Origin of the sequence: Pseudooceanicola marinus (assembly GCF_020177265.1) — a bacterium.
GTDB classification, from domain to species: domain Bacteria; phylum Pseudomonadota; class Alphaproteobacteria; order Rhodobacterales; family Rhodobacteraceae; genus Pseudooceanicola; species Pseudooceanicola marinus_A.
The window spans coordinates 1-26155 of record NZ_JAIVMC010000006.1; the positions used below are offsets into that span (position 1 = coordinate 1).

Sequence of the window (26155 nt, forward strand, 5' to 3'; positions counted from 1 at the left end):
CTACGCCGGCAACGCCGTGCAGACGGTCAAGTCGCTGGATCCGAAGAAGGTGATCACCTTCCGCACCTCGACCTTCGACGCCGCCGGTGACGGCGGATCCGCCGCGGTCGAGGCCACCGAGACGGCCGACGATCCGGCCCTGTCGTCCTGGGTCGAGGACAAGCTGGCCGAAAGCGACCGCCCCGAGCTGACCTCGGCCGGCATCGTCGTCTCGGGTGGCCGTGGCGTCGGTTCGGAAGAGAACTTCGAGCTGATCGAGAAGCTGGCCGACAAGCTGGGCGCCGCCGTGGGCGCGTCGCGCGCGGCCGTCGACTCGGGCTTTGCGCCGAACGACTGGCAGGTCGGCCAGACCGGCAAGGTCGTGGCGCCCGAGCTTTACGTGGCCGTCGGCATCTCCGGGGCGATCCAGCACCTTGCGGGGATGAAGGACTCGAAGGTCATCGTGGCGATCAACAAGGACGAAGAGGCGCCGATCTTCCAGGTCGCCGACTACGGCCTGGTCGCCGACCTCTTCGACGCCGTCCCCGAGCTTCTGGAAAAGCTCTGAGCGACGGGCGGGGCTCTCTCCCGCCGCGCAACATCGGAAAGGCCCGCCTCGGCGGGCCTTTTTCGTGGGCGCCCGGATGTGGGGCCCGGTGCTGCTGCCCTCCCCTAAAAGCTGCGCGCGGGACGGGCGGAGCGCCGGGGGCGCGCAGAGCCCCCCGCCGCCGAGGCGCCTCGATGGCGCCGAGGGGGCCCCGCCGATGCTAGCGCATGTCCCAGACCAGGGGCACGCCGGAGGCTTTCGACATGGCGCGGGTGTAGGCCTCCACTTCCGCGGGGAACTCCAGCCCGTCGACGATGGTCAGCGAGCGCAGCACCGGGAAGATGTGGATGTCGTCGCTGGAGGGATGCGCGGCATCCGGCAGGACCGAGACCAGGTCGCGCAGGCCGTCCGTCATGTCGGCGATGTATTCATCCGTCCGGGCGCGCAGTTGGTCGAAATCACCGAGGGAGGCGGTCTTCTTCGCGGTGAAATAGGCCCGGGCGCTTTCGGTGGCGAACTCGGGGAAGACCGGATCGGGGGCGCAGGGGATCACCAGGGTGCTGACCCGCTCGGCCCAGTTGCGCATCCAGGTCAGCAACTCGTCCTGCGGCGGGGCGTCGAACATCCGCTCGCCCGAGAGCCCGTCCAGCTTCGCCACGATGTCGAGGCTTTCGGCCATGTGGCCGTCGGCATCCTCCAGGATCGGCACCATCTTCGCGCCGATCATCCCGATCGGCGTCTCTTCGTCGTCATTGGCCAGGTAGACCTCCTCGGCGGAGATGGATTTCAGACCCAGCGGCATGCGCACACGGGTGCAGAAGGGGCAATGGTCGTAGAGGTAGAGTTTCATCGGGGAGATCGTCCTTTGTCTTGGCCCTCCCCGATGTAGCACGGGGCGCTGCGCCGGACAGGGCGTGCCGCCTGCCCGGGCGCACAGAGAGCGCCGGCCCCTTGCCTTTGCCCGAAGAATGCGCGGGTTGGCGCCTGAACGCAAAACACCCGGACCTGTCGGCCTGCCGGCCCGGGTGTCGGATCTTTCGCGGTGTGCGCCCGAAGGCGCCCGTATCACTCCTGCGGGATGACCCGCAGGTTCAGTTCCATCAGCTGTTCGGCCGTCGGCTCGGAGGGGGCGTCCATCATCAGGTCCTCGGCGCGCTGGTTCATCGGGAAGAGGATGACCTCGCGGATATTGCTTTCCTCGGCCAGCAGCATGACGATCCGGTCGATGCCCGCCGCGCAGCCACCGTGCGGCGGCGCGCCGTACTGGAAGGCGTTGACCATGCCGCCGAAGCGTTTCAGCACTTCTTCCTTCGGGTAGCCCGCGATCTCGAAGGCCTTGAACATGATCTCCGGCTTGTGGTTCCGGATCGCGCCCGAGACCAGCTCGTAGCCGTTGCAGGCCAGGTCGTACTGGTAGCCGCGCACGTCCAGCGGGTCGCCCTCCAGCGCCTCCATGCCGCCCTGGGGCATGGAGAAGGGGTTGTGCTCGAAGTCGAGCTTGCCGGTTTCCTCGTCCTTCTCGTAGATCGGGAAATCGACGATCCAGGCGAAGGCAAAACGGTTCTGGTCGGTCAGGCCCAGTTCTTCGCCGATGACGTTACGGGCGCGGCCCGCGACGGCCTCGAAGGACTTCGGCTTGCCACCCAGGAAGAAGGCCGCGTCGCCGACGCCCAGGCCCAGTTGCTGGCGGATCGCCTCGGTCCGCTCGGGGCCGATGTTCTTGGCCAGGGGGCCGGCCGCTTCCATCTCGCCGTCCTTGTCGCGCCAGAAGATGTAGCCCATGCCGGGCAGACCTTCCTTCTGCGCGAAGGCGTTCATCCGGTCGCAGAACTTGCGCGAGCCACCCGTGGGCGCGGGGATGGCGCGGATCTCGGTGCCCTCCTGCTCCAGCAGCTTGGCGAAGATCGCGAAGCCGGAGCCGGCGAAATGCTCGGACACGACCTGCATCTCGATCGGGTTGCGCAGATCGGGCTTGTCGGAGCCGTATTTCAGCGCCGCATCCTTGTAGGAGATCTGCGGCCAGGTCGCCGGGTCATCCACGGTCTTGTCGCCGCCGAACTCCTCGAAGATCCCCGCCAGAACGGGGCTGATCGTGTCGAAGACGTCCTGCTGGGTGACGAAGGACATCTCCATGTCCAGCTGGTAGAAGTCGGTGGGCGAGCGGTCGGCGCGCGGGTCCTCGTCGCGGAAGCAGGGCGCGATCTGGAAATACTTGTCGAAGCCCGACACCATCAGCAGCTGCTTGAACTGCTGCGGGGCCTGGGGCAGCGCGTAGAACTTGCCCGGATGCAGACGCGAGGGCACCAGGAAGTCGCGCGCGCCTTCGGGGCTGGACGCGGTGATGATCGGCGTCTGGAATTCCTTGAACTTCAGGTCCCACATGCGGCGACGGATCGAGCTGACCACGTCGGAGCGCAGCACCATGTTCTTCTGCATCTGCTCGCGGCGCAGATCCAGGTAGCGATAGCGCAGGCGGGTTTCCTCGGGGTATTCCTGATCGCCGAAGACCATCAGCGGCAGTTCTTTCGAGGCGCCCAGCACCTCGATGTCGCGCACGAAGACCTCGATCTCACCGGTCGGCAGCTTCGGATTCACCAGCTCGGGGTCGCGGGCCTTCACCTCGCCGTCAATGCGGATGCACCATTCGGACCGGACCTTCTCGACCTCGGCGAAGGCCGCGCTGTCGGGGTCGCACAGGACCTGGGTGGTGCCGTAGTGGTCGCGCAGGTCGATGAAGAGGATCCCGCCGTGATCTCGCACCCGGTGCACCCAGCCGGACAGGCGAACGGTGTCGCCCACGTTGGCCTTGGTCAGGTCGGCGCAGGTGTGGCTGCGATAGGAATGCATCTCGTGTCCTCTTCGTCTCTCGGGCTGGATGGGGCGCGGCATGCCCCGCATCTTGGGCCAGCGCCGGTTCACACGGAAGCGCGCGGAAAGTCAAGTCGGACAGGCGTGCAAAGGCGCCCCGCGCCCCTGATGACAGGCTCATTGCGGGCCATGTGACCTCAGTCTTCGAGCGACCGTGCCGGACCGCCCAAGCAGGTCGTGCGGGACGGATCTGCCGGGCTCGTCGCGCCCCGGCGCGCCGCAAGATCGGCCGCTGGAGGACCCGGCCTGTCGCCGCAGGCAGAGCGTCGGGGGTGCTGCGGATTTCGGGCCAACACCCTGCCCTGGCCGGGTTTTCGCCCTCGCGGGCGATAGCTCTGCGCAGGAATGCAGCAACCCCGCGCCCAGCCCAATCGTTTGTGCAGTCATACACAATTCATCCGCATTCATGACATTTACATCTATTGTGAATTCCTGCCAATGTTCAGGGGTAAGCGAACGGTCCGGGCCCTGGCCCCGATTGCAGTTTCCTGAGCGCGTCCCGCACTCTGGCTGTCGTGACCCAATCCTTTGTGACCGCCGCGCTGATTGGACCCTTCCGAGGGAGAGAAAGACATGTGGGAAAATCTACTCAAGGCATACCTCGCCCGGGCGATCCGAAAGGGTCGCCTGACCGTGACCTTTGCCGACGGCACGACGGAAAGCTACGGCACCGGCGTCGACGGGCCCGAGGTGGCCGTCAAGATCAACGACCCAGCCCTGGCGCGCAAGATGATCTCGGACATCGAGCTGGGCTTCAGCGAGGCCTACATGGACGGCCGGCTGGAGATCGAGAACGAGGACATCTATGGCATCGTCGTGCTGGCCATGCTGAACCTGCGCAGCGAAGGCGCCCATCGGGGCACCGTTCACAAGCTGGTGGCAGGCAGCCGCAAGCTGCTGCGCCGGATGGCGCAGTTCAACCCGGTCGGCAAGGCGCAGGAAAACGTGGCGCACCACTATGACCTGTCGGGCGAGCTCTACGACCTGTTCCTCGACGAGGACCGTCAGTATTCCTGCGGCTACTGGCCCCGCCTGGACATGACGCTGGAAGAGGCCCAGGAGGCCAAGAAACAGCACATCGCCGGCAAGCTGCTACTGAAGCCGGGGATGCGGGTTCTGGACATCGGCTGTGGCTGGGGCGGCATGGCGCTGACCCTGGCGAAGGATTATGGCGTGCAGGTCGTCGGCGTGACCCTGTCGAAGGAACAGCACGGCATCGCGGTAAAGCGCGCCAAGGACGCCGGCCTGGAAGGTCAGGTCGAATTCCGCCTGCAGGATTACCGCCATGTGGAAGAGACCTTCGACCGGATCGTCTCGGTCGGCATGTTCGAACACGTCGGCGTGCCGCATTACCGCGAGTATTTCCGCCATGTGAAGAAGCTGCTGGCGCCGGACGGCGTGGCCCTGATCCACACCATCGGCCGGTCCGACCCGCCAGGCACCACTGCGGCCTTCATCACCAAGTACATCTTCCCCGGTGGCTACGTCCCCGCCCTGTCCGAGGCCAGCGCGGCCATCGAGAAGGAACGCCTGGTGACCACCGATGTCGAGGTGTGGCGTCTGCACTACGCCGAGACGCTGAAGCACTGGTATGACCGGTTCATGGAAAACGTCGACAAGGCCGAGGCCCTGTATGATGCGCAGTTCGTGCGCATGTGGCGCCTCTACCTGATCGCCTGCGAGATGACCTTCCGCATGAACGACCAGGTGGTGTTCCAGTTCCAGCTGGCCCGCGACCAGGAAGCCGTGCCGCTGACGCGCGACTACCTCTACACCCCCGACCGTCCCGACGTGTTGAAGGCCCCGCTGGAAGAGACCGGTCGGAGCGACAGCGCCCCGGTGCGCGCGGCCGAATGATCCCGCGCGTTCCGGGCACGGCCCGGGACGCCTCCCTCGCGCCTGGCGCGCTCCACACTCCCCCCTGCCCCGTTGCGCCATAGCGGACGCAGACCGCCCCTGCCGCCGCGCGTCGGGCGTCCCGTCGGGCCTGCCCGCGTCGGCCCGCTATTCCCCGCGGTCAACAGGATGGCGATGAGGGGTTGAACCCCAACGCGCGCTGACTATAACGCAGACAATTTTGCGCGGGGCTGTTTGCCCTTCCCTGTCCGCTGTCACGAGGTCCCTCCCATGCCAAAAAGAACCGATATCAACTCCATCATGATCATCGGCGCGGGGCCCATCATCATCGGCCAGGCCTGCGAGTTCGACTACTCGGGCGCCCAGGCCTGCAAGGCGCTGCGCGAAGAGGGCTACCGGGTGATCCTGGTGAACTCGAACCCCGCCACGATCATGACCGATCCCAACATGGCCGATGCTACCTACATCGAGCCGATCACCCCCGAAGTCGTCGCCAAGATCATCGAGAAGGAGCGCCCCGACGCGCTGCTGCCGACGATGGGCGGCCAGACCGGCCTGAACACCGCGCTGGCCCTCGACGACCAAGGCGTGCTGGAGAAATTCGGGGTCGAGCTGATCGGCGCCAACCGCGATGCCATTGAAATGGCCGAAGATCGCAAGCTGTTCCGCGACGCGATGGACCGCATCGGCCTGGAAAACCCCAAGGCCACCATCGTGACCTCGCCCAAGATGGACAACGGCAAGCGCGACATCGCCGCCGGCATGAAGGACGCCATGGAGGCGCTCGAACATATCGGCCTTCCGGCGATCATCCGCCCCGCCTTCACCCTGGGCGGCACCGGCGGCGGCGTTGCCTACAACCGCGACGATTACGAATACTACTGCCGCTCCGGCATGGAAGCCTCGCCCGTCGGCCAGATCCTGGTCGACGAGTCGCTCCTGGGCTGGAAGGAATACGAGATGGAGGTCGTGCGCGACCGCGCCGACAACGCCATCATCGTCTGCTCGATCGAGAACGTGGACCCGATGGGCGTGCACACCGGCGATTCGATCACCGTGGCGCCCGCGCTGACGCTGACCGACAAGGAATACCAGGCGATGCGCGCCGCCTCGATCGCCGTGCTGCGCGAGATCGGCGTGGAGACCGGCGGGTCGAACGTGCAGTGGGCCATCAACCCCGAGGACGGCCGCATGGTCGTGATCGAGATGAACCCGCGCGTCAGCCGCTCCTCCGCGCTGGCCTCCAAGGCCACCGGCTTCCCGATTGCCAAGATCGCCGCGAAGCTGGCCGTGGGCTACACCCTGGATGAGCTGGACAACGACATCACCAAGGTCACGCCCGCCTCCTTCGAGCCGACCATCGACTATGTCGTCACCAAGATCCCGCGCTTCGCCTTCGAGAAGTTCCAGGGCTCCGAGCCGCTGCTGACCACCGCGATGAAATCCGTGGGCGAGGTCATGGCCATCGGCCGGACCTTCCACGAATCGCTGCAGAAGGCCCTGGCCTCGATGGAAACCGGCCTCAGCGGCCTGGACGAGATCGAGATCCCCGGCGCCGACGGCGACACCCCCGACAAGGCCGCCATCGTGAAGGCGCTGTCGGTGCAGACCCCCGACCGGATCCGCGTCATCGCCCAGGCCATGCGCCACGGGCTGACCAATGACGAGATCCAGGGCGTCACCGCCTTCGACCCGTGGTTCCTGGCCCGCATCCGCGAGATCATCGACGCCGAGGCCGAGGTCTCTGCCAAGGGTCTTCCGGTGACCGAGGAAGGCCTGCGCAATCTGAAGATGATGGGCTTCTCCGACGCCCGCCTGGCCATGCTGTCGGCCCGGGACGAGGATCAGGTACGCCGCGCCCGGCACAACCTGGGCGTCACGGCCGTGTTCAAGCGGATCGACACCTGCGCCGCCGAGTTCGAGGCTCAAACCCCCTACATGTACTCCACCTACGAGGCCCCGATGATGGGCGAGGTGGAATGCGAGGCGCGTCCCAGCGACCGCAAGAAGGTCGTCATCCTCGGCGGCGGTCCCAACCGGATCGGCCAGGGGATCGAGTTCGACTACTGCTGCTGCCACGCCTGTTTCAGCCTGACCGACGCGGGCTATGAAACCGTCATGGTCAACTGCAACCCCGAGACGGTCTCGACCGACTACGACACCTCGGACCGTCTGTATTTCGAGCCGCTGACCTTTGAACACGTGATGGAAATCCTGCGCGTGGAACAGTCCAACGGCACCCTGCACGGCGTGATCGTGCAGTTCGGCGGCCAGACGCCGCTGAAGCTGGCCAATGCGCTGGAAGAGGCCGGGATCCCGATCCTGGGCACCACGCCGGACGCCATCGACCTGGCCGAGGACCGCGAACGCTTCCAGGATCTGGTGAACCGCCTGGACCTGAAGCAGCCGAAGAACGCCATCGCCCATTCCGACGAGGAAGCCCTGGCCCTGGCCGAGGAAATCGGCTTCCCGCTGGTCATCCGCCCCTCCTACGTGCTGGGTGGCCGCGCGATGGAAATCGTGCGCGAGATGGAAGGGCTGAAACGCTACATCCGCGACGCCGTCGTGGTGTCGGGCGACAGCCCTGTGCTGCTGGACAGCTACCTGGCGGGCGCGACCGAGATCGACGTGGACGCGCTCTGCGACGGTGAGGACGTGCACGTGGCGGGCATCATGCAGCACATCGAGGAGGCCGGTGTGCACTCCGGTGACAGCGCCTGCTCGCTGCCCCCCTACTCCCTGTCGGATGAGGTCATGGCCGAGCTGAAGCGCCAGTCCCGCGCGTTGGCGCTGGAGCTGGGCGTGGTCGGCCTGATGAACGTGCAGTTCGCCGTGAAGGTCGAGGACGGCAAGGAAGTCATCTACCTGATCGAGGTGAACCCGCGCGCCTCGCGCACCGTGCCCTTCGTGGCCAAGGCCGTGGGCAGCCCGATCGCGTCGATCGCCGCGCGCGTCATGGCCGGCGAGAAGCTGTCGTCCTTCGACCTCGTCGATCCGCAGATCGAGGGCTTCGCCGTGAAAGAGGCCGTGCTGCCCTTCGCCCGCTTCCCCGGCGTCGACACCCTGCTGGGGCCGGAGATGCGCTCCACCGGCGAGGTGATGGGCTATGACACCACCTTCCCCCGCGCCTTCCTGAAAGCCCAGCTGGGCGCCGGCACCGTGCTGCCGACCGAGGGCCGCGTCTTCATCTCGATCCGCGATCTGGACAAGACGCCGGAGATGCTGGAAGCGGCGCAGATCCTGGCCGACCTGGGCTTCGGCCTGGTGGCGACGCGCGGCACGGCCAACTGGCTGACCGAGGCGGGCCTGGCCTGCGAGACGGTGAACAAGGTCTACGAGGGCCGTCCGAACATCGTCGACATGCTGAAGGACGGGGGCATTTCGCTGGTGCTGAACACCACCGAGGGCGCCCAGTCGGTCGAGGACAGCCGCGAGATCCGCTCGGTCGCGCTCTACGACAAGATCCCCTACTTCACCACCGCCGCCGGCGCCCAGGCTGCCGCCCAGGCGATGAAGTCGCGGATCGAGGGCGAGATCGCGGTCACGGCGCTGCAGGAATGACCCGCGTGCTGGCCCGCCTCGCGGCAGGCGCGGCGCTTCTGGCCCTTGCGGCCTGCGGCGGTGTGCCCCTGGTGCCGCTGATCTGACGCGACAGGCATCACAGCCCCTCATGAACAGCCCCCGCCGAGCGATCGGCGGGGGTTTTTCGTGGCCCCTCACGCGGTCTGTCCCGCCCGCTCGCCTCCCTCATCTGCGCGCCTTTCCGCGCGGGTGCAGGGGCGGCTGCAGACGGCACGGAACATCTGCGCGCATCAGGTCGTTGGTTCGGCAACTCCAGACGCAAGGGAGACATCCTATGAAAGACCTTCACAGCGAAACCGCAGAGAAATTCTTCGACCGCATGGGCGACGTGACCGCCGGCATGCTGATGACCGGCGACGACCATCACATTCCCATGAGCCACTACGCCGACGCCGAGGAAGGCGTGATCTGGTTCATCACCGCCAAGGGCACTGCCGCCGACCAGGCCGGGATCGAGAAGCGGAACGTGAACTACCTGATCGCGGAAAGCGGTGCCAAGCTTTACGCCGATGTGCGCGGCACGCTGCATGAGGTGAACAAGCCCGGCAAGCTGGACGAGCTGTGGAGCCGCGCGGCGGGTGCCTGGTTCGAGGAGGGCCGCGACGACCCCGACGTGCGCCTGCTGTGCCTGCGCCCCTCCCATGCCGAGGTCTGGATGACCGACGGCGGGGCGAAGTTCGTCTACGAGATCGCCCGTGCCCACACCAGCGGCAAGACCCCCGACCTGGGCGAGCATGAGGTCATCACCTTCTGATCCGATCGCCGCGAAGCGAAGCAGCATGGCGGGCGCCCCTTGGGGCGCCCGTCGTGTTTCGCCCCTCCGTGCAGGCAGGCCGCAGCGGGGCGGTTTACCACCTTGCCCCCCGGCCCGCGCCCGGCCTATCTAGCGCCATGGCCAAGCTCTATTTCCACTACTCCACCATGAACGCGGGCAAGTCGACGATCCTGCTGCAAGCCTCGCACAACTACCGCGAACGCGGCATGGACACCTACCTGCTGACGGCGCAGTTCGACAATCGCGCCGGCGAAGGCCGTATCGGGTCGCGCATCGGCATCGGGGACGAGGCCGACACCTTCGCCGAAGGGGATGACCTCTTTGCCCGGATCGAGGCACGTCGCGCCGCCGCGCCCTTCGCCTGCGTCTTCATCGACGAGGCACAGTTCCTGACCCGCGCCCAGGTCTGGCAGCTGGCCCGGGTGGTGGATGACCTGCGAATACCGGTGATGTGCTACGGCCTGCGCGTCGATTTCCGCGGCGAGCTGTTCCCCGGCTCCGCCGCCTTGCTGGCCCTGGCCGACGAGATGCGCGAGGTGCGCACCATCTGCCATTGCGGCAAGAAGGCCACCATGGTGGTGCGGCGCGGGGCCGACGGCACGGCGCTGCACGAGGGCGCCCAGATCCAGATCGGCGGGAATGAAACCTATGTCTCGCTCTGCCGCCGCCACTGGCGCGAGGAGATGGGCGAAGCCGCGCCCTGAGGGACGCCCCGCCTGCCCCATGGGGACCTCGACCGCGGTTGACCCGGGCCGGCGGAGGTGCTTTCTCGACCTCAGGCTTTTCGACAGAAGGCAGGCTGCCCGTGCTCCGATCCGTCCTCCTGCTGGTCCTGGCGGGTCTGCTGCTGAGCGGCTGTTCGGCCCGGCCGGACCCCGCCGTGCTGATCCCCCATCCCGAGGTCGCCGGGGCCGCCGATCCCGATCGCGTGATCCGCGTCTACGCGGCCAGCAACCGCGCCGCCGTCAACGGCTATGAGAACCTGCCGGCCTTCGCCACCACCTACCGCTACTACGACATCGCCGTACCGGACGAGGCGCCGGGGGCCCAGATCGCCTACCCCGAGGGCGACAGGCCGGATCCCGCCCGCAGCTATGTGGTGCTGGACAGCGGCGTGCTGACCCGTCCCGCCTTCCTCGCCGCCACCCGGGGCGCCGGCACGGGCCCGGAGGGAGAGGCCGGGCTTTACATCCACGGTTACAACACCCGCTTCCAGGAGGCGCTGTTTCGCCTGGCGCAGATCGCGGTGGAGGCCGACGCGGGCGTGGCGCCGGTGCTCTTCTCCTGGCCCTCGACCAGCCGACCGCTGGAATACGAGGCCGACCGCCAGGCGGCGCTGTTCTCCCGGCAGGAGCTGGCCGACCTGATCACCGACCTGACCGCCGGCAACCGGCGGCTGATGGTCTTCGGGCATTCCATGGGGGCCTTCCTGACGATGGAAAGCCTGCGCACGCTGAAACTGACGGGCCAGGAGGCCGTGCTGGCGCGGCTCGACGTGGTGCTGGCGGCGCCTGACATCGATGTCTTCACCTTCATCCGGCTGATGCAGGAGGTGGGGCCGCTGTCCGCCCCCATGGTGGTCCTGTCGTCCCCCGACGACCGGGCCCTGGCCCTGTCCTCGCGCCTTGCGGGGGGCCGCCCGCGCCTCGGTGCCCTGCCCGCCAACTCGCCGCTGGTGGCCGAAGCCGCACGGCGCGCCAATATCCAGATCATCGACATATCGGAGCTGGAAGCAGACCCGATGCGCCACCTGCGCTACATCCGCATGGCGGAGCTTTACACACGCCAGCTGGAGGCCCCGCCGGAACTGCGCCTGCCCGGTGCCTTCATCTTCGATGCGCTGTCGCGCTCTCTGGTGGCCCCTTAAACGCAGCCGGACGAGCCAGACGCCCCCTCCACGGTCGGAGCCGGCCACTGACGGGGTCTGGGGGGCGCTGCCCCCGTCCGCCTGCGGCGGCCTCCCCCGGAGTATTTCCGGCCTGCGTATGGGAAAATGGGGCCGCGCCCGGAGGGAAGGTCAGTTCACCCGGTTCGGGCAGTCCTCACCGGCGAAGAAGGCGCGCAGGTTTTCCACCGCCATGGCGCCCATGTCCTCGCGCACCTCAAGACAGGCGGTGCCGAGGTGGGGCAGCAGCACGGCGTTCTCGTGGATCAGCAGCGCCTCGGGCACCTCCGGTTCGTACTCGTAGACGTCCAGACCCACGCCGCCGATCTCGCCCGCCTCCAGAGCGGCAATCAGCGCCGTCTCGTCCACGATGTCGCCGCGGGCGATGTTGATCAGCCGGGCATGGGGCTGCATCGCCTTGAAGACCGGGCGGCCTACCAGGTGATGGGTCTCGGGGCTGGCCGGGGTGGCGACCACGACGATATCGGCCCAGGCCGCCAGTTCCTCCAGCGTGTCGTAGCGGGTGGCGGGAATCTCCGTCTCCTTTTCGGAGCGGTTGAAATAGCCCACCTCCATGCCGAAGCCGTAGTGGCAACGCCGGGCGATGGCCTGGCCGATGCGGCCCATGCCGATCACGCCCAGCTTGGCGCCGGTGACATGCTGGCCCAGCATCTGGGTCGGGTGCCACCCTTCCCACTGGCCCGCGCGCACCAGCCGTTCGGCCTCGCCCGCGCGGCGCGAGGCCATCAGGATCAGGGTCATGGCCACGTCGGCGGTGGCATCCGTCACCGCGCCTGGCGTGTTGGTCACCGTCACCCCGTGAGAGCGGCAGGCTTCGGTATCAATATGATTATAGCCAACGCCGAAGTTCGCCAGGATCTTGCAGCGCGGGCGGCCGAAATCCTGCAGGACCTCCGCCGTGACCTGGTCGCCCAGGGTCACCATCATCCCGTCGTAGACCGCCAGCCCGGCGCGCAGCTCGGCGGCGGACATGGGCCGGGTGCTGTCGCGTACCTCGACGTCGAACAGCGCCGAGGCGGCCTCGATCGTGCCGGGGGGCATCGGGCGGGACAGCAGGATCCGCTTGCTCATCAGTGCATCCTCTGGCCGGGGGTCACGTCCTGGTCGGGGGTGACCAGCACCACGCCGCCCGCCTCATCAGAAACGCCCAGGGTAAGCACTTCCGACCGCACCGGTCCGATCTGGCGCGGCGGGAAGTTCACCACCGCCATGACCATCTTCCCCACCAGGGCCTCCGGCGTGTAATGCGCCGTGATCTGGGCCGAGGTCTTCTTCTCCCCGATCTCGGGGCCGAAATCGATCCACAGCTTCAGCGCCGGCTTGCGCGCCTCCGGGAAAGGTTCGGCGCGCACCACGCGCCCGGCGCGAATGTCGACCTTCAGGAAGTCGTCGAAGGTGATCTCGTCAGCCATTGGCCAGCTCCCGCCCCCGGTCCGCGGCGGCCTTCACCGCGCGTTTCAGCAGCGGCGGGAAGCCCGTCTGCTCATCCATCAGCACCTCAAGCGCGGCCTGGGTGGTGCCGTTCGGGCTGGTCACATTGACCCGCAGCTGCGCCGGTTCTTCCTCGGCCTCCTCGGCGAGGGCGCCGGCCCCGGCCACGGTGGCCTTGGCCAGTTGCATCGCCAGCTCGGGCGCCAGGCCCTGAGCCTCGCCCGCCGCCGCCAGCGTCTCGATCAGGTGGAAGACATAGGCGGGGCCGGAACCCGATACGCCGGTGACCGCGTCGATCTGGCTTTCATCATCAAGCCGCACCACCTGGCCCACGGCCGACAGCAGCTCGTCCGCCAGATCCAGGTCGGCCTCGCTGGTGTGGGGATTGCCGATGATGGCGGTGATGCCCCGGCCCACGGCAGCGGGCGTGTTGGGCATGGCGCGGATCACCGGGCTTTGGGCGCCGAAGGCCGCCTCGAAGGCCGAAATCGGCGTGCCGGCGGCGACCGACAGGAACAGGGTCGACCCGTTGCCAAGCGCCGCGAGCCCCGGCAGGGCGTCGCCCATCATCTGCGGCTTCACCGCGATCAGCGCCACGGCGGGCGCCTCGGGCAGGCCATCGTTCAGATGCACGCCGGTCGACTGCAGCCAGTCGGAGGGTTTCGGGTCCAGCACCCAGACAGATGTAGCGGGCAGACCGCGTTTCAGCCAGCCCGCCAGCATGGCGGATCCCATCTTGCCGCATCCCAGCAGCACCAGGCCGCGTTCGGCCACCTTGTCCAAGGACATGTGTTCCCCTTCAGCTAATCTCGCGTCGGGGGCCAGTGTTACGCGCGGCCGTAGGCCTCTGCAATGGCGACCTCCAGCGCGGCGCGCGGGGACTTGCCACCGTAGACGTTCAGCTGGAACGCCGGGTAATAGCGTTCGGCCGAGAGCACGGCGGCGGAGATCAGGGTGGAGATCTGGTCGGCGCTGGCCATCTGTTCGCCGGTCAGCAGCAGGCCGTAGCGGTAGACCATCAGCTGATGCTCAGCCCAGTAGGTGAAGGCCCCGGCCCAGCACTGGTCGTTGACGTGGTTCAGCAGCTCGTACAGCCCCGGCAGCGCCTCGGCGGGCGGCTCCATCTCGAAGGTGCAGACCAGCCGCAGCGTTTCGTCGTAGGCCGACCAGGCCAGGGTGATGGAATAGGTGCGCCATTGCCCCTCGACCGCCATGGCGATCTGGTCGTCGCCGATCCGGTCGAAATCCCAGGCGTGGTGCTCGGCCAGGGTTTCGACGATGTCGATCGGGTGCAGTTCTTCGGAAATGAAGGATTCGGACAATGCCATGACGCCACCTCATTTTATGGTAGCGCGAGGGGCTGGCAGCGCCCCAAGCGCTAGGTGCCTGCTCTAGAAGCGGGGCGATTTCCGCCGCTCCTTACAAGATATGGTGTGGCCGGGGCGACCCTCTGTAAAGCCTAAACTTGGGGACAACTACGATTTGTTGTGGAAAGCTCTGGGGAAACCCCAAAAAGTGGACCGAAGCCCAGGTGCCCGGGATTTGCCCGCGACGCCCCCGTGGTGGTCGGCCTGGAAACGCGTGCCAAGCACGCCCAATGCCCAGACGGCCCGCGAACGAGCCGCAGGTCCGGCGCGGTCACTACCCTAGAGAGCGCGCCGCTCTTCTCTTTGCCGAAATTATACAGGGGGGAGTGGCGGCACCGCCGCGACGGGGGGCAGCGCCCCTACCACCACCGTCGTTGGCACGTTCGTCGGAAGAAAGGGGTCGATGTCGCACATGACAGACCGATCGCGCGTCAGGCGCACTGCAACCAGCGGCTGGTCCACACCCATGTTCACAGCAGGGACTGGCGGCTCAGGAGAAATCCATCGGCAGGGTGAAGGTATAGCTCGACTGGGTCAGCCCGTTCGGTGCCGAGGGCAGGCGCCCGGCCCGCTGCACCGCCTGCACCGCTGCCTGGTCGAAGGCCGCCTGGCCCGACGACCGCGCGATGGAGGCGCCCAGGATCGTCCCGTCGCGCCCCACGGTGATGCGCATCACCACGCGCCCGGTCTGGCCCCGCATCCCGTTGGGGAAACGTTTGCGGCGCTCGATGCGCGAGCGGATCTTGGCGCCCCAGACCGCCTGCAGCTTGGCTTCCTGCTGGGCGTTGCCGGTACGCACCTGGGCGTTGCCGGCGTTGCCGGCCTGCGAGGCCCCGCCGGACCCGGCCGCGCGCTGTGTCACGCCGCCCGCGCCGCCCTGGCGGGCCTGCTGGGTGCGATCGGCGGGACGCGCCTCGGGCGTCGGTTCGGGGGCGGGTTGCGGCTCCGGCGGGGGCGGCGGGGCCGCCTCGACCTGGGGCGCGGCGCGTTCGGGGCGGGTCATCGGGCGCAGGCTGGCCACGGGGGCCAGCGCCGGCGCCTCATCCTCGACCACCTCGGGTTGCTCCTCGGCCGGGGTGGGCTCCGGCTCAGGCTGCATCTCGGGGACCTCCTGCGGCACCTCCTCGGGGGGCTGCGGGGGCGGGGGCACCTCGGTGTCGAAGCTGGGCACGCTGACGGTGTCGGTGCTGGCCTCGGCCACATCGAGGCTGGGCATGCTGGGCGGCGGGGTCTCCTCGATCACCGGGCGGGCGATCTCCTCCACCGGCTCGGGCTCCACCGGCTCCGGCGCCTCGGGGTCCACCTCCGCCTCGGGCGGGGTCTCCCAGGCGCGGATCATCTCCTCCATCCCTTCGGGCGCGCCCTGCAGGGTGACCATGGCCTCGCCCCCGGAACCACCGGATTCGCTGCCCGACGCGGGCACGCGGATCGCCAGGGCCAGATGCAGACCCACGGCCAGGGCCACGAAGGCCAGGGCTTCGGCAAGACGTTTCATTGCGGCGCCACCACAAGCGAGACCTCCGACAGGCCCGCCTCCGTCAGCGCCTTCAGCACGCGGGCGACCTCGGCGGCCTCCGTCTGCGCATCGGCGCGCAGCTGCGGCGCCTCACCGCCCGGCGCGGCCTGCGCCCGGGTGGCGAAGGCCGCGATGGCCGCCTCGCCCCGCGCCTCCTCGAAGCCCGCCTCGCCCTCGGGCGAGAGGTAGAGAACGGGGGCTTCGACGGCCTCGGCGCCCTCCTCGGCGCGCGGCGGTTCCACCTCGAAGGGTTCCGGCGGCGCCAGGCGCGAAGTCATCAGGAAGAAGATCAGCAGCAGGAAGACCACGTTGATCATCGGCACGATGCTTTCGCCCTTCGGCCGACGCGGCGGCGGGGTGAAGCTCATGGTCATGGGCGACTTTGCCATCGGATCACTCCACCAGCACGAGGTTGGTAAAGCCCGCGGCGCGCAGGGCGCTGGCCACGTCCACGACCCGTTGCAGGGGCGCGCCGTCACGCCCACGCAGGATGATCGTGTCCGAGGGCCGCTCGGTCAGTGCGCGCAGGCGTTCGGCCAGGGCCTCCGCCGTCGTCTCGCGGCCGTTCAGGGTCAGGCCCTCCGGCCCCACGTCCAGCAGGCGCGGCGGCCCGGCGTAGGCGCTGCCCCCCTGAGACGAGGCGAGCGGCAAGGGCAGCACCTCGTCGGCGCCAAAGCGCGAGGCCAGCATGAAGAAGACCAGCAGCAGGAAGACCACGTCGATCATCGGGGTGAGCGAGGGCTTCCGGCGCGGGCGCGGGGTATGGTCGAGGAAGGACATCGGGATTTCCCGGCGCGGGGCTTACTGCGCGGCCAGCTTGGTGATGTTCTCGCCCATGCCGTCACCGGGCAGATCGGCCACGAAGATCCGGGCGGAGATATCCTCCAGGTCGGCGCGCAGGTTGTCCAGCACCGCCTCGAACCAGGTCAGCGCGGCGGAGGCCGGGATCGCCACGGCCATACCGGCGGCGGTGGTCAGCAGCGCTTCCCAGATGCCGCCCGCCAGCATCGACGGATCGGCCCGGCTGCCCGCTTCCTGCAGGGCCTGGAAGGCGGAGATCATGCCCATCACCGTGCCCAGCAGACCCAGCAGGGGCGCGATGGTCGAGATCAGTTCCAGCGCGCGCAGAGCAGACCCCTGCCCGGCCAGCAGGCGGCGGGCGACGCGGCTGGTCTCCTCGCGGGCGGCCTCGTCCGACAGGGTCAGGCGGGCGCGCATGGCGGCGCGGGTCAGGCGCGAGCGGACGCCCTTGCGGCCCTCGATGGTGTCCATGGCGATGCCGGCCTCGCCGTTTTCCCAGGCCTCGACGGCCTTGCGGGAAGTGCGGCGCGACCAGGCGCCGGCCAGGACAAGGCGCCAGATCTTCCACAGGATCAGTGCGACGGTGACGACCGACAGAGCGGCGATGGCCCAGATCGCCGGGCCGCCGTTGACCAGAAAGTCCTGGGTGCGGGCCCAGGCTCCGGCCAGGCCGGCCTCGGGGGCCGGCGCAGGGGCGGCGGCGTCCAGATCGGGCGCCAGTTCTTCTGCGGCGGTTTCAGCCAGGGTCGTGGCACCGTCGGTGGCCGGGCTGGCCTCCGTCGTGGTGGTGGTCTCGGGGGCGGTGGTGGTCTCGGGGGCAGCGTCGGTTGCGGGAGCGGCCGTGCCGGTCTCCGCCGTCTGCTCCGTCCCCTCGGCAGTCGTACTCTCGGCGGTCGTTTCGGGGGCGTTTGGCGCCGGGGCGGTGGTCGTCTCGGCGGGGGCGCTGTCCGTGGTGGGCACCGTCGGTGCCTCGTCCGTCGCGGCGCTGCCGGCCTCGGGGCTGCCCATGGTGGGGGCCATGTCGCCCGAGACCTGCGGGGCGTTGTCCGCTGCGGGGGCCGCCGGGGCCTCCTGCGCGATCGCCGGTGCGGCGGAGAGCAGAGCGGCCATCGCCGCCGAGAGGATCAGGGCCTGTCGTGCCTGCCGAATTGCCATTGCAATGCTCCCTTTCAAGCTCCGGGCGTTTGCGATCGGGCCCCTTGCCCATACCCGTTGCCCCGCAGCCGGGGCAAATGTTTCGCGCGCCACCCGACCCTGCGGGGGACTGAGAACCCCTCGGGTGGTGGCGCGCCATCTTGGCTGGCAAAGCGGCCATGTGTCGCGCGATTGCTGGCGTTGCGCCGGAAGTAGGATAACCGACAATTACTGTCAACATTCCCTGTCACGTCGGGGAAGGCAAGGCCCCTGCCCGTCCGATGCCGCCTCGGGCGGGTTTCGCCCCGGGCCGGGCCTGCGGATGCCTGCCGGATCAGCAGGATCAGACCAGAACCACGGGCCGTCCGTCCTGGTGGGAGATCTCGGCATCGGTGCCGAAGACATTGGTCAGCAGGTCCTGGGTCACAATCTCGTGCGGGGCGCCCATGGCGGCCACGCGGCCCTCGTGCAGGGCGATGATCCGGTCGGCAAAACGGGCGGCGTAGTTGATGTCGTGCAGGACGATGACGATGGTCTTGCCGTCCTCGTCGGCCATCTGCCGCAGCAGGCGCATCAGGCTGCGGGCGCCCGCGATGTCGAGATTGTTCAGGGGCTCGTCCAGCAGCAGGTAGTCGGTGTCCTGGGCGAAGGCCATGGCGACGAAGGCGCGCTGGCGCTGACCGCCGGAGATCTCGTCGAGGAAGCGATGCCGCATGGCGCCCAGACCGAAGCGCGCGATGGCGCTTTCGACGATGGCGTGATCCTCGGGGCCGGGGCGCCCGCGGTGCCAGGGATAGCGGCCGAAGCCCACCAGTTCCTCCACCCGCAGCCGGGCGGAGACATGGGTCGACTGGGCCATGATCGCCAGATGCCGGGCCAGCTCGCGGTCGCTGACCTGGCCGATCTGCAGGCCGTCGACCTCGATCTTTCCCGTCTTCAGGGACGACAGCCGGGCGATCAGCGACAGCAGCGTCGACTTGCCCGCCCCATTGGGACCGATCAGCGCGGTGATGCCGCCCTTGGGGATCTCGACCGAGATGTCGTGCAGGATCGGCGCTGCGCCGATGGAATGGCTCACGTTGCTTACGCGGATCATGCGCGTTTCCTCTTCAGCAGGAGGGCCAGGAACAGCGCCCCGCCCAGGGCTTCGATCACCACGGCAATGGGGGTGGTCAGGGCCAAGACCCGTTCCAGCACGGTCTGGCCGCCAACCAGCACCACGCAGCCCGTCAGCGCCGCCGAGGGCAGCAGGATGGCATGGCGTTCGGTGGGGGTGACGGTATGGGCCAGGGCCGAGACGATCAGGCCGAAGAAGGCCGCCATGGGCCCGACCAGCGCCGTCGCGGCGGCCACCAGCACGCAGATCAGCACCAGCACGATGGACTGGCCCCGGCGCGGCGGCTCCCCCAGGCTCAGCGCGACGGTATCGCCCAGGCCCAGCACATCCAGCCGGTGGCGCATCCGCCAGGCCAGCCACAGAACCGGCAGGGTGACCGCGGCGGTCAGCGGCAGCAACACCGGGTCCACCGTGTTGAACCGCGCGTAGCTGACCGAGGTGACGACCGAGAACTCCGCCGGGTCGATCAGCCGCTGCACGAATTCCGTGGCCGAGCGCAGGAAGACGCCGAAGATGATGCCCGTCAGGACCAGCCGCATCATCTCCCCCCGCGCGCCCCGTCGCAGGACGACGAACAGGCCCAGCCCCAGCAGTGACATCATCGCGGTGTTCAGCGCAAACAGCAGCCCGGTCGGCAGGGCGATGTAGCCGGTGGCCCCGAAGAGATGCACCAGCAGCGCCAGGATCATCACGTAAAGCGCATCGAACCCAAGAAGCGAGGGCGTCAGGATGCGGTTGCCGGTGATGGTCTGGAACAGGATCGTCGCCACCGACAGGCAGCTAGCCACCAGCAGCATCGCCGCCAGTTTCTGCCCCCGGAAGGGCAGGATGAACCCCCAGGAGCCCTTGGCGCCGTAGACCATGTAGACGGCGGAGGCCACGGCGACCGCCAAGGCCAGCCAGATCACCCGGCGCCCCATGGCGGGCGGCGGCGCGGCCTGCGCGCCCTCCGCCCCAGCCTGCGCGCGCGGCGCGGTGGTATCGCCGGTCAGCTCAGCCATGACGCGGCTCGTTGTAAAGAAGGTAGAGGAAGACACCGGCCCCCACGACGCCCACCAGCGTGGCCACCGGGATCTCGTAGGGCGCGCGCAGCACGCGGCCCAGGATATCGGCGGCCAGCACCAGGGCGGCGCCGGTAAAGGCGGAGACGGGAATGGCGCGGCGCAGGTTGTCGCCCATGCGACGGGCGATGATGTTGGGCACGATCAGCCCGACGAAGGGGATGGCACCCAGGGTGACGACGACCATGGCCGTGGTCACCGACAGCGCGGCCAGACCGGCGGCGGTAATCGCCTGCACGTTCAGACCCAGCCCGCGCGCCGCATCCGTGCCCAGGGCCAGTACCGTCAGCCGGTCGGCGATCAGCCAGGTGGCGGCAGCGGCGGCACCGGCGATCCACAGCAGCTCGTACCGACCCGCCAGCACGCCCGATAGCTCGCCAGTCAGCCAGACACCGATGAATTGCAGCATGTCGCCCTGATAGGCGATGAATGTGACGACGGCCCCAATCAGCCCGCCGTAGATCAGCGCCACCAGAGGCACCAGCAGGGGCTGGGTTGGCGGCAGCGGCCGCAGGATCAGCAGCAGCCCCGCCGAGCCGACCAGCGTGGTCAGCGCGGCGATGGACATCTTCGCCCAGATGGCGGTGGCGGGAAACAGCATGGCGGCAATCAGCACGCCCAGGGCCGCGGACTGGCCCGCACCGGCCGTCATCGGCTCGACGAAGCGGTTCCGGGCCAGGATCTGCATGATCTGCCCGCTGACGGCCAGGGCGGCTCCGGCCAGCATCGCGGCGAAGGTGCGCGGAAGGCGCGAGATCAGGAGCAGCCGCTGGCTGTCCGGATCATGCAGGAAATCCCCCAGGCTCACCGGCACGGCACCGATGAACAGGGACAGGATGGCGAGAGGCCCCAGCACTGCCAGGGCCTGCATGGCTAGCGGCAGTTTCAGGACGCGGTCTCCGCCAGGCCCTCGGTGATGGCGTCCAGCACGGTCATCAGCGACTGCACCCCGCCCGAGGAGATGTACATCTCCGCCGCCGGCACGAAGAGGACGCGATCCTCCTTCCAGGCGGTGGTGGAATGGACCAACTCGTTGTCCAGCGTGGTCAGCCCGCTTTGCGTATCGGCCTGGATGGCCGCGCCGCGATCGACGACGATCAGCGTGTCGGGGTTCATCTCGGCGATATACTCGAAGGAAATCGCCTCGCCATGGGTGGTGGCGTCGATCTGGTCGGCGGCGGCGGGCCAGTTCAGCTGGCTGTGGATCCAGCCGAAGCGCGAGCCTTCGCCATAGGCCGACACCTTGGGACCGTTGGTCAGCACGATCAGGGCGTTGCCCCCCAGCTCGGCCACGGCGTCCCGCGCGGCGGCCAGTTTCTCCTCGACCTGGGCGGCCAGCTCGTCGGCCTTCTCCTCTTCGCCCAGCAGGGCGCCGAAGGCCTCCAGGCGGGCCAGGCCGTCGGTGACGGCATCAGGTCCCACGGACATGTCGGCCACCGGCGCGATCCGCTCCAGCGCGTCCTTCTGTTTCAGCGAGCGCAGGCCGACGACGATCAGGTCGGGCTGCATGGCGGCCACGGCCTCAAAATCGGGTTCGAAGAGCGTGCCGACGACCTCCGCATCCGCGGCCTGCTCGGCGATATGCGGCACGTAGATCGGGCCCGGCACACCGGCGGGCACATGGCCCAGGGCGGCCAGGGTGTCGACCGAGGCCAGCTCATAGGCGACGATGGTCTCGGGCACCGCGGGCAGCTCCATCGCGCCCTCGGCGGTCTCGAAGGTGACGGGCTGGGCCTGGGCGGCGCCGGCCATCAGGGCAGCGGCGGCACAGAGGGCGGCAGGGCGCGGAAGATGCGCGGCAACACGCTCGAAAAGGGTCATGCATAACTCCTGGGGCTCGGGGTCCCGCCGATTGGCTGGCCCCCGATGCGCGTGGATACGCGCGACGGGAGTGGGCTGACGGCATCGGCTTCGGGCTATCCCGTTGTCCGCAAGCGGTCAAGAACATACCTTAGCGAAAGAATCAGAGAAGGTTTGCCCCATGCCCGCTGCCCAGGCCCGCTACACCACCGCCCACGGTTCGAAATATCTTCAGCAGCTGTGCAAGCACTTCGCCCACAAGGTCGAAGTGGACTTCACCCCGACCGAGGGTCAGGCCGCCCTGCCCCCGGGTCCGGCGACCCTGCGCGCGGATGCCGACGGGCTTCACATGCATGTGAGCGCCGAAGATGACACCGGTCTGGCGCAGGCCAAGCACATCGTCGAGATCCACCTGGTGAAGTTCGCCTTCCGCGAGAACCTGGAACGCCTCGACTGGCAGCCGGCCTGAACGGCGCCCCTCCCCGCACGCCCCGCCCTCGCATGCAAAAGGCGGCCCCGCCGGGACCGCCCATTTCATCACATCTGGCTGCTGTCTCAGAACGCCTTGAAGGTCAGCGTTGTCAGGGTCCGTTCGATCCCCTCGATCCCCTTGAAGCATTCATCGACGAAGAGGCCCACGTCCGCATCCTCGGGCGGGTAGACCTTCAGCAGCAGGTCGAACTCGCCGGAGGTGGAATAAAGCTCGGAATGGAACTCCCGCAGGACGATCTGGCCCGCGACATCATAGGTGGTGCCGGGGCGGCAGCGGATCTGGATGATCAGGGGGGTGCTCATGAACTGTCCTTTCGGTCTCCTCGGACGGCAAGATGCGCCGGGCGGCGCCCGGGTGCAAGAGAGCGCGACGCCCAGGCCCCCGGCGCGCCCCGTCGCCACCCCGCGCCGCGCCCCTGTTATCCGACAGCTAAAAATACTCCGGGGGTCCGGGGGCAGCGCCCCCGGCGGTTGAGACATCTGAAGCGAAGTGCCCCGACCTGAGACGCCGGGCAGGCGCTCCGTCCCTCACACGTGCAGCCAGCGTTCCTTCACCCCGCCCACATCGGCCAGCAGGTCGGCGTTGCTGCCCGTCCAGACCACCTGGCCCTTCTCCAGCACGTAATGGCGATCGGCAAAACGGCTCAGCGCATCGGCGTTCTTGTCGATCACAAAAATCGCGGCGCCCTCGGCGCGGATGCGCGCGAGGCAGGCCCAGATTTCCTCCCGGACCAGCGGCGCCAGCCCTTCGGTGGCCTCGTCCAGCACCACCAACCGGGGGTTGGTCATCAGCGCGCGGGCCACGGCCAGCATCTGCTGTTCCCCGCCCGATAGCTGGTCGCCCATGTTGCGCCGCCGCTCCTTCAACCGGGGGAACAGATCCCAGACCGCCTGCAAGGACCAGGGACCGCGGCCGCGCGCGGTGGCCACCAGGTTTTCCTCCACCGTCAGGTTCGGAAAGACCTGCCGCCCCTCGGGCACAAGGCCCAGCCCGGCCCGCGCCACCCTATGCGGCCCCGCGCCGGTCATGTCCTGGCCGTCGATGCTCACCACGCCGCCGCGCGCAGGCAGCAGGCCGAAAAGGGTCGTGACCGTCGTGGTCTTGCCCATGCCGTTGCGGCCCATCAGGGTGACCACCTCGCCCGCACCGACGCTGAGGTCCACGCCGTGCAGCACCTGCGCCTCACCATAGCCCGCCTGCAACCCCTCGATCCGCAGCATCACGCGCCCTCCTCTTCGCCGAGATAGGCCGCCCGCACCGCCGGGTCGGCGCGCACCGCCTCGGGCGTGCCGGAGGCGACGATGCGCCCGTAGACCAGCACCGAGATCCGGTCGGCCAGCTGGAACACCGCGTCCATGTCATGTTCGATCAGCACCAACGTCAGCCGCTTCTTCAGCCGCTGCATCAGCGCGATCAGCCGCTCCGCCTCGGCCCCGCCGGTGCCCGCCAGCGGCTCGTCCAGCAGCAGCAGGCGCGGCTTCGTGGCCAGCGCCACGGCCAGCTCCAGCTGCCGCTGCTCGCCATGGGAAAGCGCGGAGGCCAGCGCGCCCGCGCGATCGGCCAGCCCGACCTCGTCCAGCGCCATGCGGGCCTGGGCGTTGGTGATTTCCTCCGCCCCGGCATCGCGCCAGAACCGGAAGGAGGAGCCCGAACGGGCCTGCACCGCCAGCGCAACATTTTCCAGCACCGTCATGCCCGGAAGCAGCGCGGTGATCTGGAAGGACCGCGCCAGCCCCGCCTCGACCCGGGCGGCCATGTCGGCGCGGGTGATGTCCTGCCCCGCATAGATCACCTGGCCACTGTCGGGCGCCAGTTGCCCCGACAGCTGCGCGATCAGCGTCGTCTTGCCCGCGCCATTGGGGCCGATGACGGCGTGCAGCTCGCCCTCCGCCACGCTCATGTCGACGCCATCGGTCACCGCCAGCGCGCCGAAATTCTTGCGCAGATCGCGCACCTGCAGGAGGTCAGTCATCGCCGCGCCCCTCCCCATCGTTGCGCAGGCCGGGCGCTCGCAGCCCGAGGCGCTGCATCAATCCGGTCAGCCCGTCGGGCGAGAACAGCACCACCAGCACCAGGATCAGGCCGAAGCCCAGGCGCCAGTGCTCGGAAAAGACCGCCAGCAGCTCTTCCAGCCCCACGGCCACCAGCGCCCCCGCCACGGCCCCGGTCAGCGTGCCGATGCCACCGAAGACCAGCATCACGATCAACTCGCCCGAGCGGTGCCAGCTCATGTAGGCCGGCGAGACATATTCGGTCAGGTTCGCCAGCAGCACCCCCGCAACGGAACACAGGCAGGCGGCGATGACATAGGCCACCAGTTGATAGCGGAAGGGGCGATAGCCGATGGCCTGCATGCGCAGCGCGTTTTCCCGCGTGCCCTTCAGCACCCGGCCAAAGCGCGACAGGGTCAGCCGGTAGAGCCCCGCATAGATCGCCACCAGCGCGCCGAGGATGGTATAGTAAAGCGTCTGATCGCCCTCCAGCGGCAGGCCCAGCAGGGTGGACCGCGCCTGCAGGGCCACTCCGTCGTCGCCCCCCAGCGAGGACTGGGCCACGAAGAAGAAATAGGCCATCTGCGCGAAGGCCAGGGTGATCATGATGAAATAGACGCCGCGCGTGCGCAGGCTGATCGCGCCGGTCACGGTGGCAAAGGCGGCAGACATCCCCATGCCCAGCAGGATCTGTGCCAGGAGGTCGGTCACCCCCCAGCGGGCGCCAAGGGCCACGGCATAGGCCCCGATGCCAAGGTAGGCGGCGTGGCCGAAGCTGACCATGGCGCCGTAGCCCAGGATCAGGTCCAGCGACAGGGCGGCGATGGCAAAGACCAGCATCCGACTGGCGATGACCATCAGGAACGGGTCGTCCACGGCCAGCGCCAGGGGCGGCACGGCGGCCATGACGACGAAGATCGCCAGAGCAGCGCTCAGGCGCGGGGCCAGGGTACGGGTGGCAGAGGTGCTCATTTCGCCCCCTTGCGGCCGAAGAGGCCCGTGGGCGACCAGAAGAGGACAGCGGCCATCAGCAGGTAGACCAGCATCGGCGCCACCATGCGGCCTGTCTGCGAGGCTGCCGCCGGGTCCATCACCATGCGCAGCCAGATCGGCCCGAAGGTGCGGCCCACGGTATCGACGACGCCCACCAGGATCGCGGCCAGGAAGGCGCCCCGGATGGATCCGACGCCGCCGATGACGATCACCACAAAGGTCAGGATCAGAATGCTTTCGCCCATGCCCGGGTCCACCGACAGGATCGGTGCCACGATGGCGCCCGCAAACCCCGCCAGCATCGCGCCGCCTGCGAAGACCAGCATGAAGAGGCGCGAGATGTCGACGCCAAGCGCCGCCACCATGGGTCGGTTCGACGCCCCCGCGCGCAGCAGCATCCCGGCCCGCGTGTGGTTGATCAGGGCCCAGAGGCCGACCGCACTGGCCAGGCCGGCGGCGATCACGGCAATCCGATAGACCGGGTACTGCAGCGGTCCCGCCAGCGGCACGGACCCCGACAGCAGCGCCGGCATATCCACGTTCAGCGGCGCGGAGCCCCAGAGGATCTTCACCCCTTCCGACAGCATCAGGATCAGCCCGAAGGTGGCCAGCACCTGGTCCAGATGGCTGCGATCATAGAGCCTTCGGAACACCAGGAACTCCAGCACCAGCCCGAAGACCAGCGTGGCGGGCAGCGCCAGCAACAGCCCGAACCAGTAGCTGCCGGTCATCCCCGCAAAGGTCGCCATCAGGTAGGCGCCCACCATGTAAAGGACGCCATGGGCCAGGTTGATGAAGTCCATGATCCCGAAGACCAGCGTCAGCCCGGCGGCGACGAGGAACAGCAGGATGCCGAACTGCGCCCCGTTCAGAAGCTGCAGCAGGAAAAGATTGAACACGGGATGGCGCCTCCGGCAGGCAGGGGGATGGCAGCGAA

At 68.5% G+C, this 26155-nt stretch carries 26 protein-coding genes; 7 read left to right on the plus strand and 19 right to left on the minus strand.

Features of this window, described 5'->3' with window-relative positions:
- Positions 1-547: electron transfer flavoprotein subunit alpha/FixB family protein (locus LC066_RS10855; RefSeq protein WP_224898735.1), on the plus strand; the 547-nt coding region annotated here is incomplete at its 5' end.
- Positions 548-746: 199 nt separating this feature from the next.
- Here the strand turns inward: LC066_RS10855 and grxB are convergent.
- The gene (grxB, locus tag LC066_RS10860; RefSeq protein ID WP_224898738.1) at positions 747-1376 is read right to left on the minus strand and encodes a glutaredoxin 2; all 630 of its coding nucleotides are present in this window, start codon (positions 1374-1376) and stop codon (positions 747-749) included.
- Positions 1377-1591: 215 nt separating this feature from the next.
- Positions 1592-3373 carry an aspartate--tRNA ligase gene (aspS, locus tag LC066_RS10865; RefSeq protein ID WP_224898741.1) on the minus strand — a complete coding sequence of 594 codons (1782 nt, stop codon included), beginning with the start codon at positions 3371-3373 and terminating at the stop codon, positions 1592-1594.
- Positions 3374-3967: 594 nt separating this feature from the next.
- Here aspS and LC066_RS10870 point away from each other — a divergent pair.
- The 5 genes from LC066_RS10870 (at position 3968) to LC066_RS10890 (ending at position 11475) form a co-directional block, all read left to right on the plus strand.
- Positions 3968-5251, plus strand: coding sequence for an SAM-dependent methyltransferase (locus tag LC066_RS10870; RefSeq protein ID WP_224898744.1), 1284 nt, complete (start codon positions 3968-3970; stop codon positions 5249-5251).
- Between the two features lie 270 nt (positions 5252-5521).
- On the plus strand, positions 5522-8812 hold the full coding sequence (gene carB / locus LC066_RS10875; RefSeq protein ID WP_224898747.1) for a carbamoyl-phosphate synthase large subunit: 3291 nt from the start codon (positions 5522-5524) through the stop codon (positions 8810-8812).
- Between the two features lie 295 nt (positions 8813-9107).
- On the plus strand, positions 9108-9587 hold the full coding sequence (locus LC066_RS10880; RefSeq protein WP_224898750.1) for a pyridoxamine 5'-phosphate oxidase family protein: 480 nt from the start codon (positions 9108-9110) through the stop codon (positions 9585-9587).
- 137 nt (positions 9588-9724) lie between these two features.
- Positions 9725-10312 carry a thymidine kinase gene (locus LC066_RS10885; RefSeq protein WP_224898753.1) on the plus strand — a complete coding sequence of 196 codons (588 nt, stop codon included), beginning with the start codon at positions 9725-9727 and terminating at the stop codon, positions 10310-10312.
- A 101-nt stretch (positions 10313-10413) separates the two neighbouring features.
- Complete coding sequence (locus LC066_RS10890; protein ID WP_224898756.1) at positions 10414-11475, plus strand: alpha/beta hydrolase; 1062 nt, start codon at positions 10414-10416, stop codon at positions 11473-11475.
- A gap of 150 nt (positions 11476-11625) precedes the next feature.
- Here the strand turns inward: LC066_RS10890 and LC066_RS10895 are convergent, their stop codons facing one another.
- The 12 genes from LC066_RS10895 to LC066_RS10950 form a co-directional block, all read right to left on the minus strand.
- On the minus strand, positions 11626-12585 hold the full coding sequence (locus LC066_RS10895; RefSeq protein WP_224898759.1) for a 2-hydroxyacid dehydrogenase: 960 nt from the start codon (positions 12583-12585) through the stop codon (positions 11626-11628).
- The gene (locus LC066_RS10900; protein ID WP_224898762.1) at positions 12585-12926 is read right to left on the minus strand and encodes a tRNA-binding protein; all 342 of its coding nucleotides are present in this window, start codon (positions 12924-12926) and stop codon (positions 12585-12587) included. Before LC066_RS10900 ends, LC066_RS10895 begins: the two co-directional genes overlap by 1 nt.
- Positions 12919-13734 carry a pyrroline-5-carboxylate reductase gene (gene proC, locus LC066_RS10905; RefSeq protein WP_224898765.1) on the minus strand — a complete coding sequence of 272 codons (816 nt, stop codon included), beginning with the start codon at positions 13732-13734 and terminating at the stop codon, positions 12919-12921. The genes LC066_RS10900 and proC overlap by 8 nt, the downstream gene beginning before the upstream one ends.
- Positions 13735-13772: 38 nt before the next feature.
- Positions 13773-14273, minus strand: a complete 501-nt coding sequence (locus LC066_RS10910; RefSeq protein WP_222479167.1) for a YbjN domain-containing protein — start codon at positions 14271-14273, stop codon at positions 13773-13775.
- A gap of 529 nt (positions 14274-14802) precedes the next feature.
- Positions 14803-15807: an energy transducer TonB gene (locus tag LC066_RS10915; protein WP_224898768.1), complete on the minus strand. Its 1005-nt coding sequence runs from the start codon at positions 15805-15807 to the stop codon at positions 14803-14805.
- Positions 15804-16217: an ExbD/TolR family protein gene (locus LC066_RS10920; RefSeq protein ID WP_318246710.1), complete on the minus strand. Its 414-nt coding sequence runs from the start codon at positions 16215-16217 to the stop codon at positions 15804-15806. The genes LC066_RS10915 and LC066_RS10920 overlap by 4 nt, the downstream gene beginning before the upstream one ends.
- Before the next feature lie 4 nt (positions 16218-16221).
- Positions 16222-16608: an ExbD/TolR family protein gene (locus tag LC066_RS10925; RefSeq protein ID WP_224898771.1), complete on the minus strand. Its 387-nt coding sequence runs from the start codon at positions 16606-16608 to the stop codon at positions 16222-16224.
- Between the two features lie 21 nt (positions 16609-16629).
- A complete protein-coding gene (locus LC066_RS10930; RefSeq protein ID WP_224898774.1) occupies positions 16630-17784 on the minus strand; it encodes a MotA/TolQ/ExbB proton channel family protein in 1155 nt (384 codons plus the stop codon).
- A 322-nt stretch (positions 17785-18106) separates the two neighbouring features.
- Positions 18107-18859: an ABC transporter ATP-binding protein gene (locus LC066_RS10935; RefSeq protein ID WP_222479157.1), complete on the minus strand. Its 753-nt coding sequence runs from the start codon at positions 18857-18859 to the stop codon at positions 18107-18109.
- Positions 18856-19881 (minus strand): iron chelate uptake ABC transporter family permease subunit, encoded by a 1026-nt coding sequence (locus LC066_RS10940; RefSeq protein WP_224898777.1) that lies wholly within the window; start codon positions 19879-19881, stop codon positions 18856-18858. Before LC066_RS10940 ends, LC066_RS10935 begins: the two co-directional genes overlap by 4 nt.
- Positions 19874-20812, minus strand: a complete 939-nt coding sequence (locus LC066_RS10945; RefSeq protein WP_222479153.1) for an ABC transporter permease — start codon at positions 20810-20812, stop codon at positions 19874-19876. The genes LC066_RS10940 and LC066_RS10945 overlap by 8 nt, the downstream gene beginning before the upstream one ends.
- Before the next feature lie 14 nt (positions 20813-20826).
- Positions 20827-21762, minus strand: coding sequence for a siderophore ABC transporter substrate-binding protein (locus tag LC066_RS10950; protein ID WP_224898779.1), 936 nt, complete (start codon positions 21760-21762; stop codon positions 20827-20829).
- Between the two features lie 160 nt (positions 21763-21922).
- Between LC066_RS10950 and LC066_RS10955 the strand changes: the two genes are divergently transcribed.
- A complete protein-coding gene (locus LC066_RS10955) occupies positions 21923-22210 on the plus strand; it encodes a DUF2218 domain-containing protein (RefSeq protein ID WP_224898781.1) in 288 nt (95 codons plus the stop codon).
- A gap of 86 nt (positions 22211-22296) precedes the next feature.
- Here LC066_RS10955 and LC066_RS10960 read toward each other — a convergent pair whose 3' ends face one another.
- The 5 genes from LC066_RS10960 to LC066_RS10980 all read right to left on the minus strand — a co-directional run bounded on the left by LC066_RS10960 (position 22297) and on the right by LC066_RS10980 (position 26117).
- Positions 22297-22536, minus strand: a complete 240-nt coding sequence (locus tag LC066_RS10960) for an Lrp/AsnC ligand binding domain-containing protein (RefSeq protein WP_222479147.1) — start codon at positions 22534-22536, stop codon at positions 22297-22299.
- Positions 22537-22761: 225 nt separating this feature from the next.
- Positions 22762-23454: an ABC transporter ATP-binding protein gene (locus LC066_RS10965; protein WP_224898783.1), complete on the minus strand. Its 693-nt coding sequence runs from the start codon at positions 23452-23454 to the stop codon at positions 22762-22764.
- Positions 23454-24206, minus strand: a complete 753-nt coding sequence (locus tag LC066_RS10970; protein ID WP_222479143.1) for an ABC transporter ATP-binding protein — start codon at positions 24204-24206, stop codon at positions 23454-23456. Before LC066_RS10970 ends, LC066_RS10965 begins: the two co-directional genes overlap by 1 nt.
- Entirely contained in the window at positions 24199-25197 is a 999-nt protein-coding gene (locus tag LC066_RS10975) for a branched-chain amino acid ABC transporter permease (protein WP_224898785.1), read from the minus strand. Before LC066_RS10975 ends, LC066_RS10970 begins: the two co-directional genes overlap by 8 nt.
- Positions 25194-26117 carry a branched-chain amino acid ABC transporter permease gene (locus LC066_RS10980; RefSeq protein ID WP_224898786.1) on the minus strand — a complete coding sequence of 308 codons (924 nt, stop codon included), beginning with the start codon at positions 26115-26117 and terminating at the stop codon, positions 25194-25196. Before LC066_RS10980 ends, LC066_RS10975 begins: the two co-directional genes overlap by 4 nt.
- Between the last annotated feature and the right edge of the window lie 38 nt (positions 26118-26155).